This is a genomic window from Vibrio maritimus (genome assembly GCF_021441885.1).
Taxonomy (GTDB): Bacteria; Pseudomonadota; Gammaproteobacteria; order Enterobacterales; family Vibrionaceae; genus Vibrio; species Vibrio maritimus_B.
Genome location: NZ_CP090438.1, coordinates 1,267,107 through 1,283,869, shown reverse-complemented (window position 1 = coordinate 1,283,869; position 16,763 = coordinate 1,267,107). Strand labels below are relative to the sequence as shown.

The window sequence follows — 16,763 nt, the reverse complement described above, 5'->3', positions numbered from 1 at the left end:
TTAAAACGTAACTTATTGTCGAAACGTTACTTTTCTTGTCAATGATAGACGAATTATTTCATTTGTCACACAGCTCAGGCAGCGTAGTGAGGGCTGTACTTCTTTATTTATTGCTTTTCACCATACTGTAGATGTGAGGATTACGTCCTACGCTGTGATGTTTGGTGATTGGAAATCTCATCATATTATTTTCGCAGACCCAGAGAGCTCTTCTCTGAACGAAATTAACTCGTGAAACATAAAGGTAAACATGATGACAGATTACTCAAAAATCGATAACGAAGTTGAGCAGCTAGCCGGCGTTATCTGGAATATGGCAGAAAAGGTTTGGGACTACGCAGAACTGAGCTATGAAGAGTTCAAAAGCTCAGCGCTGGAAAGTGCCGTACTTGCAAACAATGGTTTTACAATTACTGAGCGTGCGGTAGCTGGCCTAGAGACCTCTTGGGTCGCTGAATGGGGTACTGGCAAGCCTGTCATCGGCTACTTAGTGGAGTTTGATGCACTGCCAGGTCTTGGCAACGATACGGTACCGACTAAAACCCCAGCTAAGAATGGCAATACTAATGGCCACGGTTGTGGGCACAACCTTATCGGCTCTTCATCTATTGGCGCAGCGATCGCGCTAAAAAACCACATGGAAAAAGAAGGTATCGCTGGCACCATTAAGGTTATCGGCTGTCCTGCGGAAGAAGCGTTGAACGGTAAAAACTACATGGTTTCTGCTGGCGCATTTGATGATTTGGATGTCTGCCTACACAACCACCCTGCGATGGTGAATGCAGCACTGAACTTCCATTCTGCGGCTTCCATCGACCTACTAATCGAGTGGAAAGGCGTAACTGCGCACGCTGGTGCGGCTCCTTGGGAAGGCCGAAGTGCACTCCATGCTGCTGAGATTTTCTTAATGTCAGCGAATATGATGCGCGAGCAAATGGAACCTACAGGTCGCCTACACTACCAGATTCTAAATGGCGGTGACGCAGTGAATGTCATCCCTGACTACGCTAAAGTTCTGGTTCGTTACCGCGGAAAATCTGCTGAGAATGTGCGCAAGTATAAGGCGTGGCTAGAAGACATGGCCAAGGGTGCCTCATTGTCGACTCAAACCACTGAAGTCGTGACTAACCTAGGCGGTATCTATGACATTTTGCCTAACGACCCATTTGCCGAAGCAATCACGACTCATATGAATCGTTATCTGCCGATCGCTTGGACAGAGGAAGAGCAAGAGTTTGCCAAATCTATTCAACGTGAAATGGGCAAACCAGAAGACGGCCTTGCTACAGACGTGATGGATGTACCTCATGGTGTTGAAGTTGGCGGCTCATCAGACGTTGGTGATGTCAGCTGGAAAGTACCGACAATGGGTGTGATGTTTGCCGCGTGGCCTAAATACATCCCACCACATCAATGGGGTTGCACTGCGTGTAACGGTATGAGTATTGGACGTAAAGCCGGTCTACAAGCAGCCCATGTTATGGCTGCGCAAGGACTTGAGTTACTCACAAACCCTCAGCTACTAAAAGACGTGACGGCTGAATTTGAGAAAAACAAAAACGGCCAGGAATATGCTTCATTAAATGATACCGACTATAACCCTAGAGGCATCTTAAATGACGAGCAGTTGACCAACTACGACTGCTGTCTACATACGGCTCTAGAACATTTTGGACTGGGCGAAAACTACAATCCGACCTGTGGTCACAGCCACAAATAATTCTCACAAACTCATCAAAGCGAGGGCATCAATGCCCTCGCTTTTTTTGTCGCTACACAAAGCGCTTAGGTTCCCTATATTCCTATTCCCGCATTACTAAGAGGTGATGATTGAATCCTCTTCAGTGAATTCAGGGGTTAGAGACAAGCCAGATACTATAACCGCAGTTGTTGAGACAAATGTATTACCGCTCAACGAAATATCAAAACTAACCTTTGGAGAAAGCACTTATGTGTACTCGTATTATGTATCAAACAGAAACTGGCAAATTCATTACTGCACGTGGCATGGATTGGAACGATCCAACCGCAAAAACCAGCATGATCGTATACCCACGCGGCCTAGCACAAACCGGTGGCAGTATGGAAAATGCACTGACTTGGACTTCTAAGTATGGTTCTGTTTTTGCTTCTTTTTACGGCAAAGCATCTTCTGACGGTCTAAATGAAGCGGGTTTGGCTGCCAACACTCTTTATCTTGCTGAAGCGGATTACGGTGACTACACACTATCGAACAAACCTCGTCTTTCTATTGGCGCATGGAACCAATACTTCTTGGATAACTTCGCTACTGTTGCAGAAGCAGTCGCTGCAATGCAAGAGCCTCCTTTTGTGATTGTCGCTCCGCTACTACCTAACGGCCGCGCAGCATCGGTTCACCTTTCTCTTTCTGATAGCACTGGCGACAGCGCAATTCTAGAATATGTCGATGGTGAGCTTAAAATCCACCACAGCAATGACTACCGTGTTATGACTAACTCTCCAGTTTTTGACGAGCAAATTGCAATCAACAAATACTGGGAGCTTGTTGGTGGAGACAAAATGCTGCCAGGCACAATCAATGCGGCAGACCGTTTTGTTCGTGCTAACTACCTACTAAAAAGCACGCCTAACTTCGCTGACGGTCAAGAAGCAACGGCTGCTGCCCTATCTGTATTGCGCTCTGTAGGCGTACCTCTAGGTATGGAAGATCCAGAACACCCAAACATCTCTGCAACGCTATGGCGCTCAATGTCAGACCACGACGCAAAACGCTTTTTCCTGGACTCAGCGAGCCAACCAGCACTTATCTGGGTTGACCTAGACAACCTAAATCTTGAGCAAGGTGCACCAATTATGGCAATCGAGCTAAATGGTCCTGAGTTCATCGCCGGTGATGTGACTGACAAGCTAGCTCAGACATCAATGATCACTTGGATGTAATCATCGACGCGACGTACCACGCAGTTATCTCTTCGGAGGAACAGATGGCTGCGTGGTAACCCTTTAGATGATGAGATTCGAAAGGTCGACAGCCTGGACCTTCGAATCCTGTTACTCACCGTTTATCTGCATATGATTGAGGCAAAAAATGAGCTCTGGTCAAGAAATTTTCAGTGAAGTTGTCACCGTACTAGGAACCGCCGCTTTCGCACTGTCAGCCGTACTGGCTGCAAGTAAAAGACGTGTCGATATTTTTTCACTTATTATTTTGGGTCTTATCACTTCAATTGGCGGGGGTACCATGCGTGACCTCATGTTGGATGTCCCTGTCTTTTGGTCTCAAGATCTTAGCTATGTATGGATCTCTATCAGTGCGAGCCTGTTAGGTTTCGTCTTCTTTGGTCTACTGAAAAAGCGCTGGATAAACGAGTTTTATCTTCATATCGATGCCTTTGCCATTGCTTTGTTTGCCATTCAAGCCACTAACAAGGCATGGGCACTTGGGTTTGGACTCCCTATCGCTCCTGTGTTCATGGGCCTAATAACTGCAGTGGGAGGCGGCATTGTCAGAGATATGCTGATGCAAAGACCTACTCTACTTTTTGAAAGCGAACTTTACGCGATTCCTATCGCACTGGGCTGTGCCATGCACTGCGTGGTTTTAAGTCTCGCACCACAATGGTCGGTACTGAGCTCGACACTATGTATCTTACTCATCATTGCCGGTCGTTCGCTGTCCATCTACTTCAATATTGGGGTACCAAACTGGGCACTACTCGGGCAAAAGTTCACTTTAGTTAAAATGCGAGAGGGTGAGGACTGAGTCCTCTACAGAAGAGTTTGTCGATACTAATGAGTTGAATAGCATAGGGAAAACCGCCGTTTGGCTCATCACAACCCAACTACGGAAACACTATTATGATTAAAAAGATGACGCTTACTGCCCTAGCCTCTTCCGTCTTCCTATTCTCACCAACCCTGTTTGCTGACTCTGAATTGAAACAGTCCGTCTACCAGGACAATGAAAGACTGATTGAGCTGTTTGAACACTTCCATGCCAACCCAGAGATCGGCTTTATGGAATTTGAGTCGGCTAAGATCATTGCTAATGAACTCAAGCAGCTTGGTTTCGAGGTTCACGAAGGCATCGCGCGAACCGGCGTAGCCGCGGTGCTTAAAAATGGTGATGGACCAACGGTCATGTTCCGTGCGGACATGGACGCTTTACCTGTTAAAGAAGAAACGGACCTGCCTTACAAATCCACAAACCCAACCAAAGACCGCTTTGGTAATCCGATTTACGCAATGCACGCGTGCGGTCACGATGCTCACATAACTTGGCTTCTGGGCATGGCAAAACAGTTGACTGAAGCGAAAGAGAAATGGAGCGGCACCGTAGTCCTTATCGCCCAGCCTGCTGAAGAGCTAATTATGGGCGCAACAGCGATGGCAAAAGACGGACTATTTAATAAGGTGCCAGTGCCGGATATTTTGATTGCGGGCCATGTTCACCCTCTTCTGCCAGAAGGCAGTGTATCAATCTCCGACGGTCGTCGTATGGCGGGTACCGACCAGATTGACGTCTTCATTCAAGGTGTCGGTGGTCATGGTTCAACACCTCATGTCACCAAAGATCCGGTTGTGATGGCATCAATGTCAGTACTTGGCTACCAAACTATCATGTCGCGAATGGTCGACCAACAACAACCGGCCGTGCTGTCTGTCGGCGCGATTGAGTCCGGCAGTGAAAACAACATCATTCCTGATACGGCGACGCTCAAGCTTAACCTTCGCTGGTACCGCACTGAAGATCGTGATGTGATGCTTAAAGGTATCAAGCAAGTCACCGACAATGTGGCTCGCATGTACGGTGTGGATGAAGACAACATGCCGACCTATGAGATGAAAGGCTACTCAACACCACTCATTAATCCAACTAAAGAGTCGGAAGTCGCCAAACAGGCCATGATTGAGTCTCTTGGAGAAGAGAACGTGAAACTCGGGTTTCCACCAGTAATGGGGTCTGAAGATTTTCACATGTTGACCTACGAATACCCTGAAGTACCGGTATTGTTTGTCGAAGTTGGTGCGGCAACACAGAACACATGGGATAGCTTTGTCGAACACGGCACTTTCCCTAAATATACCAACCACAATCCAAATTTTGTGGTTGAACAAGGCGCAATCCCAACGGGGACGATTGCTCTTACTTCTGTGGTTAAGGCATTTCTCAACTCAGAACAAAGCCAATAACTGACTCTTGTTCGATTCGCACGTACAAAAAAACCAGCTCACGCTGGTTTTTTTAGTATTCGATAACTGTCGTGATTAGCGACGCGTCTTATTACGAGCACCTTGCTCACCAGAAGACTTTTTGTTGCGGCGTTGTTGGTTGCTACGACCTTTTGGCGCATTTGCACGCTCTTCGTGGCGACGTACTGCGCGACGAATTTTCTGGCTGCGAGAACGCTCACGTTGACGAGAGGTGTTCTGGCTTTGGTCTAGCATGGTCTCTTTCTCAGGGCGAAGTTCAACTAGCTCACGTAGGTAGTTTACTTCTTTTAGAGTGAGTTCCATCCAACCGCCACGAGGCAGTTTCTTGTCTAGGTAGATGTCGCCGTAGCGTACACGCTTAAGGCGGCTAACTGTGGTCTCTTGAGATTCCCACAGACGACGTACTTCACGGTTACGACCTTCGTTGATAACGACGTAGAAGGTGTGGTTCATACCTTCACCACCCGCGTAAACCACGTCTTCGAAGCGAGCCATGCCATCGTCCAGCTCAACACCGTTTACCACGTTGCGAACTTTTTGCTCGTTCACTTCACCAAATACACGCACAAGGTATTCACGCTCTACTTGGCGGCTTGGGTGCATTAGGCGGTTAGCCAGTTCACCATCGGTCGTGAAAAGGAGTAGACCTGATGTGTTAGCGTCAAGACGACCAACAGAAATCCAGCGAGAACCGCGGATCTTTGGCAAGCGGTCGAACACGGTACGACGACCTTCAGGGTCGTGACGTGTACATAGCTCACCTTCCGGCTTGTAGTAGGCCAGAACTCGACAAACCACTTCTTCTTGTGCTTTGGCAGAAACAGTATGACCATCGATACGGATGACCGCATTTTCGTCTTCCAGACGTTCGCCCAGTCTTGCTACCTGACCATTCACACTCACGCGCCCAGATTTAATCAGGGCTTCAAGTTCACGACGAGAACCGTGGCCTGCGCGAGCAAGCACTTTTTGTAATTTTTCGCTCATTTACCTACCTATAATGTCGTCTTCACAGACGTCGAAACCAGATAATGCGACCTAAAAATCGCGGTCGCGTATTATCGCAAAGAAACCTGATTCACGCATCAAGTTTCTTCACTAATTTAGTAAGAAAACATTCAAAACTCTACTCGAATGGTTCAGGGTCGCCTGCACCAACACGTAGAACTTTTGCTTCGTCGTCACTAAAGTCAATCACTGTCGTCGGTTGCTCACCTAAATAACCGCCATTCAAGATGCAATCTACCGCATGCTCTAGCTTGTCACGGATCTCTTCGGGATCTGATTCCGTCACTTCGTTACCAGGCAAAATCAGGGAAGTCGACATTAGCGGCTCACCCAATGCTTCAAGCAAATCAAGAGCAATTTGATTGTCTGGTACACGAATACCAATCGTCTTACGCTTTGGATTCATCAAACGGCGCGGGACTTCCTTAGTGCCTTTGAAGATAAAGGTGTAAGGACCAGGCGTGTTGTTCTTTAACAGACGAAATGCAGTGTTATCAACACGTGCGTAAAGAGACAGTTCAGACAGGTCACGACACAACAAAGTGAAGTTGTGTTTGTCATCGAGACGACGGATCTGACAAATGCGCTCCAACGCTTGTTTGTTTTCTAGCTGACAGCCAAGTGCATAACCAGAATCGGTTGGATAGATAATGACACCGCCGTTACGAACTATGGCTACCGCTTGAGTGATCAAGCGTGCCTGCGGGTTTTCTGGGTGTACATAAAAAAATTGGCTCATTGTTATTCCTTCAAACTTAAGGACGCTCTCGGTACGACCTTCCCTGTCGTTCGACTTCAAGAGCTGTCTCTTCAATACGATAATGAATCAAAAGAAAGTGAGGTGAAGATGCTTATGTCTATTTGGACAAACGCTAAGGCCAAAAGATATCGGCTTCTTTATTCTTTTTCACCATCTTCAGCACCACCCTCAATTGTAGTGGTCGTCAGCGAAGTTGCTGTCTTTAGTGGTAAGCGGTCCCATACCGGTTCTACGCCTGATGGTAACCACAAGTTTCTACCTAACTCCATCCAAGGGGAAGGATAGTGGAAATCTGACCCTTGTGAAGCTAATAGATTGTATTGTATCGCATAATCTGCGAGGTTGCGCCTTTCTTGTTGACTTTGTTGTGGCTGAGCCACTTCCATTGCATCGCCATTAGCTTCAACAAATGCCGTCAGTAGACGCTTTAGCCACTTAGCCGTTAACTGATAACGGCCCGGGTGTGCCAGCACGGCTAGCCCACCCGCTTGATGAATGGCATTTACAGCTTCTGACATGGTGCACCAGTTTGGTGGCACATAGCCGGTGTTATTGCGCGTCATAAACTTCTTGAACACCTGCTGCATGTTTTTCGCGTAACCGTTGTCCACCAGCCATTTCGCAAAATGAGCGCGAGTGATTGGGGCATCGCCCGCTATCGCCTTCACTTCTTCAAGCAAACCCTCACGGGTTGCTTTTTCCAGCCGATGAGCGATAAGTTCAGAACGTTCTACTCTTCTTGCTTGCTGAGCGCGGATCAGCGCATTTAATTCAGGGGAGTCAATGTCTACGCCAAGCCCGACAATATGAATGTCTTTATTCTGCCAGACCGTCGAAATTTCGATGCCGTTCACCAACTCAATAGGCAAGGACTGCTCTTCAATTAGCTGATGCGCGGTAGGCAACGCGTCTAAGGTGTCGTGGTCAGTAATCGCCAGAACTTTTACATCGAAGCTTATGGCTCTGTCTAAGAGATCAGCAACCGATAATCGGCCATCAGAGGCGGTAGTGTGACTGTGTAAATCTATCTTCATTTTTTCACATTTTCGGTTGACTTTTAGCTCGCGAACTAGTTAACTAGTACGCAGATACAGATTTTGAGATTAGGCACGTATGTTACTCGATATTCATACATTCAAAAAACCTTTAAACCTTGGGGTTAATGCTCTAGTAGGTTGGTGGCGCACTTGGATACAATCCGAGTGGGCTTTTTTGCGTGCATAATCAAACCCGAATTTGATTAAAGCCCACTCAATCGAGTGGGCTTTTTTGTTTTTCGATTCATCTGACAAAGAATTCAATTTAAACGATTATTTTAGCAACAATTTGGGTACATTGAGCGTTGGGCAAACGTTTTAATTGTGCGACTATAGCTTAATGACCGCTAGGTGAACCAAGATTGTTGCAACAGCAGATTCAAGATTAAAAGGAGCTTTTGTGAATAAAGCCATTAGCATCAATAAACAGGGTCGATTGGAAGTCCTTTCTCTCCAAGTGCCATACGCGCAAGACCCAACCAGACTGTTTCACACCCTGTGTGAAAACAAAACCGATAGTCTGCTACTTGAGTCTGCTGAAATCGACTCAAAACAAGACCTACAGAGCCTACTTATCGTTGATTCTGCCGTTCGTATTGTGTGTGAAGGTCACAAGGTACGTTATGAAGCGCTGACCACCAATGGTGTTAACCTTCTTAACATTATTGCTCAGAATATTGCAGAGGAAATCGAACACACGCTAACAGACAAAGAGCTCGTCGTTCAGTTTGAGATGCCAGATGACACACTCGATGAAGACTCTCGACTTCGTGAAGCCTCCTCTTTTGATGCGCTGCGCCTTGTTCAACACAGCTTTGACCTAAGCGGTTTGGATAAAAACGCCATTTTCATGGGCGGGCTATTTGCTTACGACATCGTTGCGAACTTTGAGCCTCTGGGCGATGCAAACCAAGCGAACCAGTGTCCTGACTTTGTATTCTATGTTGCTGAGAGTCTACTGGTTGTCGACCACCAAAAAGAGTCTTGCGACCTACAAACGACGCTGTTTAACCACGATGATGCCGAACTTGCTCGTATCCGCGGCCGAATCACAGAGATCAGCCAGCAATGCGAAAACCTAAAAATGGTGCCAGCGGCAACGAAAGTCGAAGGTATTCAAGAAGACGTAAGCATCTCAGATGAAGACTTTTGCCAAATCGTTCGCGACTTAAAAGAGTACGTGGTTCGTGGTGACATCTTCCAAGTTGTACCATCTCGCCGTTTCACACTGCCATGCCCTTCACCTCTTGCTGCCTACAAAGAGCTGAAGCAGAGCAACCCAAGCCCTTACATGTTCTATATGCAAGATGAGCTGTTTACTCTGTTTGGTGCCTCTCCAGAGAGTGCACTTAAGTACGGCAAAGACTCAAACCAAATTGAGATCTACCCTATCGCGGGTACTCGACGTCGCGGCAAGAATGCGGATGGCAGCATCAACAAAGACCTAGATAGCCGCATTGAGCTAGAGCTTCGCAGCGACATGAAAGAGAACGCGGAGCACATGATGCTGGTTGACCTAGCACGTAACGACGTGGCTCGCATTGCAGAGCCCGGCTCTCGCCATGTAGCCGACCTTCTAAAAACAGACCGCTACAGTCACGTCATGCACTTAGTTTCTCGCGTCGTCGGTCAACTTCGTGGTGACCTAGATGCCCTTCACGGCTACCAAGCTTGTATGAATATGGGTACGCTCACCGGTGCACCCAAGATTCGTGCAATGCAGCTGATTCGCCAATTCGAAGGCCAAACTCGAGGCAGCTACGGCGGCGCCGTTGGTTACATGAACGGTGCGGGTGATTTAGATACCTGTATCGTAATTCGCTCAGCGTACGTTGAAGACGGTATTGCTCAAGTTCAAGCGGGCGCCGGTGTTGTATTTGACTCGGACCCTCAATCCGAAGCGGATGAAACTCGTGGTAAGGCGCAAGCCGTCATTTCAGCAATCAAAACGGCGCACAAGGGGTAATCACGATGTCTAACACTACAATTTCAGCGAACAACGAACTAGCCAATATCGTATTTGTCGACAACTTTGACTCGTTTACCTACAACCTAGTGGATCAGTTCCGAAGCCTAGGACACAGCGTTAAGATTTATCGCAACCATATTGCCGCAAACAAAATCGCTAAAGCAGTACTAGAGCTCGATAACCCTGTGGTTGTACTTTCTCCAGGTCCGGGTGCGCCTTCAGAAGCGGGTTGTATGCCAGAGCTGATTAAGACATTGCGTGGCAAAGTACCGATGATCGGTATTTGTCTCGGTCATCAAGCCATTGTAGAAGCTTACGGTGGTGTTGTTGCTGGCGCTGGTGAAATCATTCATGGCAAAGTGTCAATGATGGCGCACGATAACCACGCTATCTACGAAAGCTTACCTTCACCGCTAGCAATAGCACGTTATCACTCACTGGTGGCAACGAAAGTACCTGACTCACTAGAAGTGACCGCTCAGGTTGATGGTCTAGTGATGTCGGTCGCGAACGAACAAGATCGTATCTGCGGCTTCCAGTTCCACCCTGAGTCTATTATGACTACCTACGGTGCGACACTACTGAGCAATGCCATCGCTTGGGCGACAGAAAAATCTAACGAAACAAAATCGGCTTAAGAATTCAAACAACTAAGGAATCGTAATTATGGAAACCATTATCAACAAACTTTACGACCAACTGGATCTGACTCAAGAAGAGAGCCAGTCGTTGTTTGACACTATTATCAAAGGCGAGCTTGATCCAATTCTAATGTCAGCAGCTCTGACAGCTCTAAAGATCAAAGGCGAAACACCAGACGAGATCGCTGGCGCGGCAAAGGCACTACTTGCCAACGCGAACCCATTCCCTCGTCCTGATTATGACTTTGCCGATATCGTAGGCACAGGTGGCGACGGTGCCAACACCATCAACATCTCAACGACTGCCGCATTTGTGGCAGCAGCGTGTGGCCTGAAAGTCGCAAAACACGGTAACCGTGGCGTGTCGAGCAAATCTGGCTCTTCAGATCTACTGGACTCATTTGGTATCGACTTGGCTATGTCGGCGGAAGATACTCGTAGCGCCGTAGATGAAATTGGCGTTGCTTTCCTTTTTGCTCCGCAATATCACGGTGGTGTGCGCCATGCGATGCCAGTGCGTCAAACGATGAAAACTCGCACCATCTTTAACATCTTAGGCCCTCTAATCAACCCTGCTCGCCCAAACATCGAATTGATGGGTGTTTATGATGCAAAACTGGTTCGTCCTATTGCAGAAACCATGCTACAAATGGGTATGAAGCGCGCGGCTGTGGTTCACGGTAGTGGCTTGGATGAGGTAGCTATTCACGGTGAAACTCTGGTAGCAGAAATCCAAGACGGCAAGATCACCGAATACACCCTAACACCAGCAGACTTTGGTTTAGAGTCTTACCCGCTAGAGGCGATCAAAGGTGGTGAGCCGGAAGAAAACCGCGCCATCATTACCAACATGCTAACGGGCAAAGGATCGGACGCGCAATTAGGCGCTGTAGCGGTAAACGTTGCTCTGCTAATGAAACTATTTGGTCATGAAGACCTCAAAGCTAACGCAGCACAAGCCATCGAGGCAATGAACTCCGGTAAAGCATACGAGCTCGTCCAAAAGCTGGCAGCACACGGCAAGTAACTCGGCGAATCAACAGGAAAAGACAATGGAAACAGTATTAGCAAAAATCGTCGATGATAAGAAGATTTGGGTTGAGGAGCGTAAGCAAACTCAGCCACTAGAGAGCTTCAAAGCGGATCTCGTTCCGTCAGACCGCAGCTTCTATGGTGCGCTTTCGACAGGCAAAACCGCGTTCATTTTAGAGTGTAAAAAAGCATCACCATCAAAAGGTCTGATCCGTGATGATTTTGACCTCGATTACATTGCATCGGTTTACAACAATCACGCTAGTGCGATTTCTGTACTGACCGATGAAAAGTACTTCCAAGGAAACTTTGACTTCCTACCTCAAGTGCGTAGCCAAGTTAAGCAGCCAGTACTGTGTAAAGACTTCATGATCGATACCTATCAGGTCTATCTCGCTCGTCATTACAACGCAGATGCTATCTTGCTGATGCTATCTGTGCTTAATGATGAGGAATACCGTGAGCTCGCGGAAGTCGCAGAGTCTCTTGAGCTAGGCATTTTGACCGAAGTGAGCAACGAGGAAGAGCTAGAGCGTGCGATTGCGCTTGGTGCAAAGGTAGTCGGTATCAACAACCGCAACCTTCGCGACCTATCGGTTAACCTAGATCGCACCAAAGAGTTGGCGCCGAAACTGCCTGAAGGCACCATCATCATTTCGGAGTCTGGTATCTATAACCACCAGCAAGTTCGTGACCTTTGCGCCTATGCGAATGGTTTCCTGATCGGTAGCTCGCTCATGGCAGAAGACAATCTTGAGCTAGCAGTGCGTAAAGTTCTACTAGGCGAAAACAAGGTGTGTGGTCTCACTCATGCTGATGATGCTGCGAAAGCTTATCAAGCGGGCGCGGTAAAAGGCGGGCTGATCTTTGTTGAAAAATCGCCTCGCTTTGTTGATGCCGAATCGGCTCGCATGGTGATGAGCGGTGCACCACTTGAGTTTGTGGGTGTGTTCCAAAACCACAACCCAGAGTTTGTTGCTAACACGGCTAACGAGCTAAAACTGTCAGCCGTACAGCTTCATGGCGACGAAGACCAAGCCTACATCGATACGCTGACCCCACTTCTGAATGATGACGTAAAAATCTGGAAGGCGCACGGCGTGACCGATGCTATTCCTGACCTAACTGTAATTAAAGCAGACCGTCACCTATTGGATGCCAAAGTTGGCGAGCAATCAGGCGGCACGGGGCAAAGCTTTGACTGGCAACTGTTAAACAACACGAGCGATGTGATGTTGGCAGGCGGTTTGTCTCCAGACAACATCAAGCAAGCCAGTACACTTGGCTGCATCGGACTAGACTTAAACTCAGGAGTCGAGTCAGCACCGGGTAAAAAAGACGCTGAGAAGTTAAACCAAGCGTTCGCGCTAATCCGAGACTACTAACGTCCAGATTAACGACACCCAATGAGTTAAGGTCATACACTAAGAATTATTAAAACTTGCTCGACAACGAATCATCGTTTGTAAAGGCTAGAGCAAGTGGATTATTGAGGAATTAACCATGTCTAAATTAGATGCCTACTTTGGCGAATACGGTGGACAGTTCGTACCACAGATCCTAGTGCCTGCACTGGATCAACTAGAGCAAGCCTTCATCGACGCTCAAGACGACGCTGAGTTCCGCTCAGAGTTCATGGAGCTATTGCAAGAATACGCTGGCCGCCCAACCGCGCTAACGCTGACTCGCAACCTAACAAAAGGCACCAAAACCAAGCTGTACCTAAAGCGTGAAGACCTCCTTCACGGTGGTGCGCACAAGACTAACCAAGTACTTGGCCAAGCACTGCTTGCTAAGCGCATGGGTAAAAAAGAGATCATCGCCGAAACTGGCGCTGGTCAGCACGGCGTAGCAACCGCTCTTGCGTGTGCTCTACTCGACCTTAAGTGTCGCGTTTACATGGGTGCGAAAGACGTTGAACGTCAAAGCCCTAACGTATTCCGTATGCGTCTGATGGGTGCAGAAGTGATTCCTGTACACTCTGGCTCTTCAACATTGAAAGATGCATGTAACGAAGCGCTGCGTGACTGGTCAGCAAGCTACGAAGACGCGCACTACCTACTGGGTACTGCGGCAGGTCCTCACCCATTCCCAACTATCGTGCGTGAGTTCCAACGCATGATTGGTGAAGAAACCAAAAACCAAGTACTGGCTCGTGAAGGCAAGCTTCCAGATGCCGTCATCGCTTGTGTAGGCGGCGGTTCTAACGCTATCGGTATGTTCGCAGACTTCATCGAAGAAGAATCAGTACGCCTAATTGGTGTAGAGCCAGCAGGTCTTGGTATTGACACTGATCAGCACGGTGCTCCGCTAAAACACGGCACAACAGGTATCTTCTTTGGTATGAAGGCACCATTGATGCAAGACCCTAACGGTCAGATTGAAGAGTCTTACTCTGTTTCGGCTGGTCTAGACTTCCCATCTGTGGGTCCTCAGCACGCGCACCTGAATGCGATTGGTCGTGCAGAATACGGCGCAATTACCGATGACGAAGCATTGGATGCATTCCAAGAGCTAGCGAAGCATGAAGGTATCATCCCTGCGTTAGAATCTTCTCACGCCCTAGCTTACGCGCTTAAAATGGCACGTGAAAACCCTGAAAAAGAGCAGCTTCTTGTCGTGAACCTATCAGGTCGCGGTGACAAAGATATCTTTACTGTACACGACATTCTAAAAGAAAAAGGAGTAATGTAATGAGCCTGAATCAAGATCGTTATAAAGAGATGTTCGCTCGTTTGGGCGAGAAGAATCAGGGCGCATTCGTTCCTTTCGTCACTATGGGTGATCCAAGCCCAGAGCTGTCGCTACAGATCATGGAAACCTTGATTGAGTCTGGTGCAGACGCACTAGAGCTAGGTATGCCGTTCTCAGATCCTCAAGCGGATGGTCCAACAATCCAAGGCGCAAATATCCGTGCATTAGACGCTAAAACAACGCCAACTATCTGCTTCGATATGCTCGCGAAGATTCGTGAAAAGTACCCAGAGACGCCTATCGGCCTGCTTATGTACGCTAACCTCGTTTACTCAAAGGGTGTCGATGCGTTTTACAAGCAATGTGCCGATGTTGGTGTGGATTCGGTGCTTATCGCAGACGTTCCAACCAACGAAAGCAAAGAATTCGTAGAAGCAGCACACAAGCACGGTGTACACCCAATCTTCATCGCTCCGCCAACAGCAAGTGAAGAGACCATCGAGCAAGTTGCAAAACTTGGCGGCGGTTACACTTACCTGCTTTCTCGCGCGGGTGTAACGGGTACTGAAACCAAGGCAAACATGCCGATGAACACACAGCTAGAAAAGCTGAACAAGTTCGATGCACCGCCTTCACTGCTTGGCTTTGGTATTTCTGAGCCAGAGCAAGTGAAACAAGCGCTAGACGCTGGCGCTGCAGGCGCGATCTCAGGCTCAGCGGTTGTAAAAATCATCGAAAAAAATGTCGATGCACCAGAGACTATGCTGAACGAACTGTCTCAGTTTGTTAAATCTATGAAGGCAGCGACACAGCGTTAATCACTGCTTTACTGTCCAAAAAGGTTGCACTTATCGTGCAACCTTTTTTTTACATCTCAATATTCCCCACATCCTAATTATCGATAACTCTGCCCAAAAATCGACCACCAACAATTCACCCAACCAATAGCAAACGTTTGCTTTCGAGTATTTGTTCACCATTCATTCGGTTTTTTCGCAGTTTTTTACATGATTTCGATTTCTGTTGTTGCGCCAAGTGCTAAATAAGTGTAAAAATTGCCACCGAAGATTAGTCTGTTATTTTCCGTTCAAGTAAACGACTATTCTAGGATTTGATAAATAAATAGCACAGGAGTTAAGGAAGTGTTAAAAGAAAAGTTGATGCTAAATAACATTGGCGTCCAAGTTGTGATTGCAATGATCCTCGGTACCCTTATTGGTGCCATGATGGGTGAATCTGCTTCTATGTTTGCTCCACTAGGTACCATCTTCATCAATCTAATTAAGATGTTGGTGATTCCTTTGGTTGCCGTTGCACTAATTTCTGGTGCTGCAGGTCTTGGCAACAGCAGTAACGCCGGTAAAGTTGGCGTGACTACGCTCGCTTATTTCGGTCTAACGTCAGCACTTGCGGTTGCACTTGCTCTAGTTATGGGCGAAGTCTTCCAACCAGGCGTAAATATCGATACTGCGGGTATCGAAGGCATGTTCTCATCTGAATACGCTTCAAAAGGTGAACTACCCACTTTCTGGGCTACCGTCACTGGTATGATCCCAACTAACGTTTTCCAGTCCCTAAATGAAGCGAACATCCTACAGATCCTTGTGTTCTGTCTGTTCTTCGGTATCGGCCTTTCTAAGCTTGAGTCCACTCGCCGCGATCCTCTTCTTAACGGTGTAAACGCGATCGTTGACGTTATGGTTTGGATGATCAACAAGGTAATGATCATCGCGCCAATCGGTGTATTTGGTTTGATGGCTGAGGCTGTAGGTACATTCGGCTTTGGCGCACTAATGGTTGTATTCAAGCTGTTCGTTGTCTACATCGCAGCAATCCTAATCTTTGGCTTCGTTGCTTACCCACTGATGATTCAACTGTTCACTAAGACCTCAGCGAAGAAATTCATCAGCGCGATGAAAAAGCCGCAAGCTGTTGCACTATCAACCGCTTCATCAATGGCAACGCTACCAGTGACTATGGACACTGTAGAGAAAGAGCTTGGTGTTAAGAACTCTACGGCATCATTCGTTCTGCCTCTGGGTGCGACGATCAACATGTCTGGTAACGCGATCTACTACGGCTTAGTTGCTATCTTCTTTGCGCAGCTTTTCAACATTGATCTATCAATGGGTGCTTACATTGCCATCATCGTAACATCAACACTAGGTGCAGTAGGCCAAGCAGGTGTTCCTGGTCCTTCGTTCCTTGTTGTTGCAGTACTGTTGGCGGCAGGTATTCCAATCGAAGGTCTACCACTACTGTTCGCTCTTGACCGTATCTTCGACATGATTCGTACAGCACTAAACATCACTGGTGATGCAGCTTGTGCAGTTATCGTTGACGCACTGGTTGAAGAAGCAGCAGAAGAGCAAGCTGAGCTTCAAAAACAACAAGCATAATCGAACGCTTTCAATATCAAAGGGCTG

At 47.5% G+C, this 16,763-nt stretch carries 14 protein-coding genes and 1 other annotated feature; of the genes, 11 read left to right on the top strand and 3 right to left on the bottom strand.

Annotation, left to right across the window (positions count from 1 at the left end; genetic code table 11):
* The first annotated feature begins 250 nt into the window (after positions 1-250).
* The 4 genes from LY387_RS05865 to LY387_RS05850 all read left to right on the top strand — a co-directional run bounded on the left by LY387_RS05865 (position 251) and on the right by LY387_RS05850 (position 5,175).
* Complete coding sequence (locus LY387_RS05865; protein ID WP_234495644.1) at positions 251-1,720, top strand: amidohydrolase; 1,470 nt, start codon at positions 251-253, stop codon at positions 1,718-1,720.
* A gap of 230 nt (positions 1,721-1,950) precedes the next feature.
* Entirely contained in the window at positions 1,951-2,922 is a 972-nt protein-coding gene (locus tag LY387_RS05860; RefSeq protein ID WP_234495643.1) for a linear amide C-N hydrolase, read from the top strand.
* A 148-nt stretch (positions 2,923-3,070) separates the two neighbouring features.
* Positions 3,071-3,745, top strand: coding sequence for a trimeric intracellular cation channel family protein (locus LY387_RS05855; RefSeq protein ID WP_234495642.1), 675 nt, complete (start codon positions 3,071-3,073; stop codon positions 3,743-3,745).
* Positions 3,746-3,840: 95 nt separating this feature from the next.
* A complete protein-coding gene (locus tag LY387_RS05850; RefSeq protein ID WP_234495641.1) occupies positions 3,841-5,175 on the top strand; it encodes an amidohydrolase in 1,335 nt (444 codons plus the stop codon).
* A gap of 75 nt (positions 5,176-5,250) precedes the next feature.
* Here the strand turns inward: LY387_RS05850 and rluB are convergent, their stop codons facing one another.
* The 3 genes from rluB to rnm all read right to left on the bottom strand — a co-directional run bounded on the left by rluB (position 5,251) and on the right by rnm (position 7,998).
* The gene (rluB, locus tag LY387_RS05845; RefSeq protein WP_112461021.1) at positions 5,251-6,183 is read right to left on the bottom strand and encodes a 23S rRNA pseudouridine(2605) synthase RluB; all 933 of its coding nucleotides are present in this window, start codon (positions 6,181-6,183) and stop codon (positions 5,251-5,253) included.
* Positions 6,184-6,322: 139 nt separating this feature from the next.
* Complete coding sequence (locus tag LY387_RS05840) at positions 6,323-6,943, bottom strand: L-threonylcarbamoyladenylate synthase (RefSeq protein ID WP_112478851.1); 621 nt, start codon at positions 6,941-6,943, stop codon at positions 6,323-6,325.
* A gap of 158 nt (positions 6,944-7,101) precedes the next feature.
* Positions 7,102-7,998: an RNase RNM gene (gene rnm / locus LY387_RS05835; RefSeq protein ID WP_234495640.1), complete on the bottom strand. Its 897-nt coding sequence runs from the start codon at positions 7,996-7,998 to the stop codon at positions 7,102-7,104.
* 136 nt (positions 7,999-8,134) lie between these two features.
* Positions 8,135-8,237: a sequence feature (Trp leader region), on the top strand.
* Between the two features lie 164 nt (positions 8,238-8,401).
* Between rnm and LY387_RS05830 the strand changes: the two genes are divergently transcribed.
* From LY387_RS05830 to LY387_RS05800, 7 genes are all read left to right on the top strand, one after another.
* Entirely contained in the window at positions 8,402-9,967 is a 1,566-nt protein-coding gene (locus LY387_RS05830) for an anthranilate synthase component 1 (protein ID WP_234495639.1), read from the top strand.
* A gap of 5 nt (positions 9,968-9,972) precedes the next feature.
* Entirely contained in the window at positions 9,973-10,608 is a 636-nt protein-coding gene (locus LY387_RS05825) for an aminodeoxychorismate/anthranilate synthase component II (RefSeq protein ID WP_234495638.1), read from the top strand.
* A gap of 28 nt (positions 10,609-10,636) precedes the next feature.
* Positions 10,637-11,638 (top strand): anthranilate phosphoribosyltransferase, encoded by a 1,002-nt coding sequence (gene trpD / locus LY387_RS05820; RefSeq protein WP_234495637.1) that lies wholly within the window; start codon positions 10,637-10,639, stop codon positions 11,636-11,638.
* A 25-nt stretch (positions 11,639-11,663) separates the two neighbouring features.
* Complete coding sequence (trpCF, locus tag LY387_RS05815) at positions 11,664-13,028, top strand: bifunctional indole-3-glycerol-phosphate synthase TrpC/phosphoribosylanthranilate isomerase TrpF (protein WP_234495636.1); 1,365 nt, start codon at positions 11,664-11,666, stop codon at positions 13,026-13,028.
* 118 nt (positions 13,029-13,146) lie between these two features.
* Complete coding sequence (gene trpB, locus LY387_RS05810; protein ID WP_234495635.1) at positions 13,147-14,337, top strand: tryptophan synthase subunit beta; 1,191 nt, start codon at positions 13,147-13,149, stop codon at positions 14,335-14,337.
* Entirely contained in the window at positions 14,337-15,155 is an 819-nt protein-coding gene (trpA, locus tag LY387_RS05805; protein ID WP_128648546.1) for a tryptophan synthase subunit alpha, read from the top strand. Before trpB ends, trpA begins: the two co-directional genes overlap by 1 nt.
* A gap of 342 nt (positions 15,156-15,497) precedes the next feature.
* Positions 15,498-16,736: a dicarboxylate/amino acid:cation symporter gene (locus LY387_RS05800; RefSeq protein WP_234495634.1), complete on the top strand. Its 1,239-nt coding sequence runs from the start codon at positions 15,498-15,500 to the stop codon at positions 16,734-16,736.
* Positions 16,737-16,763 lie beyond the last annotated feature (27 nt).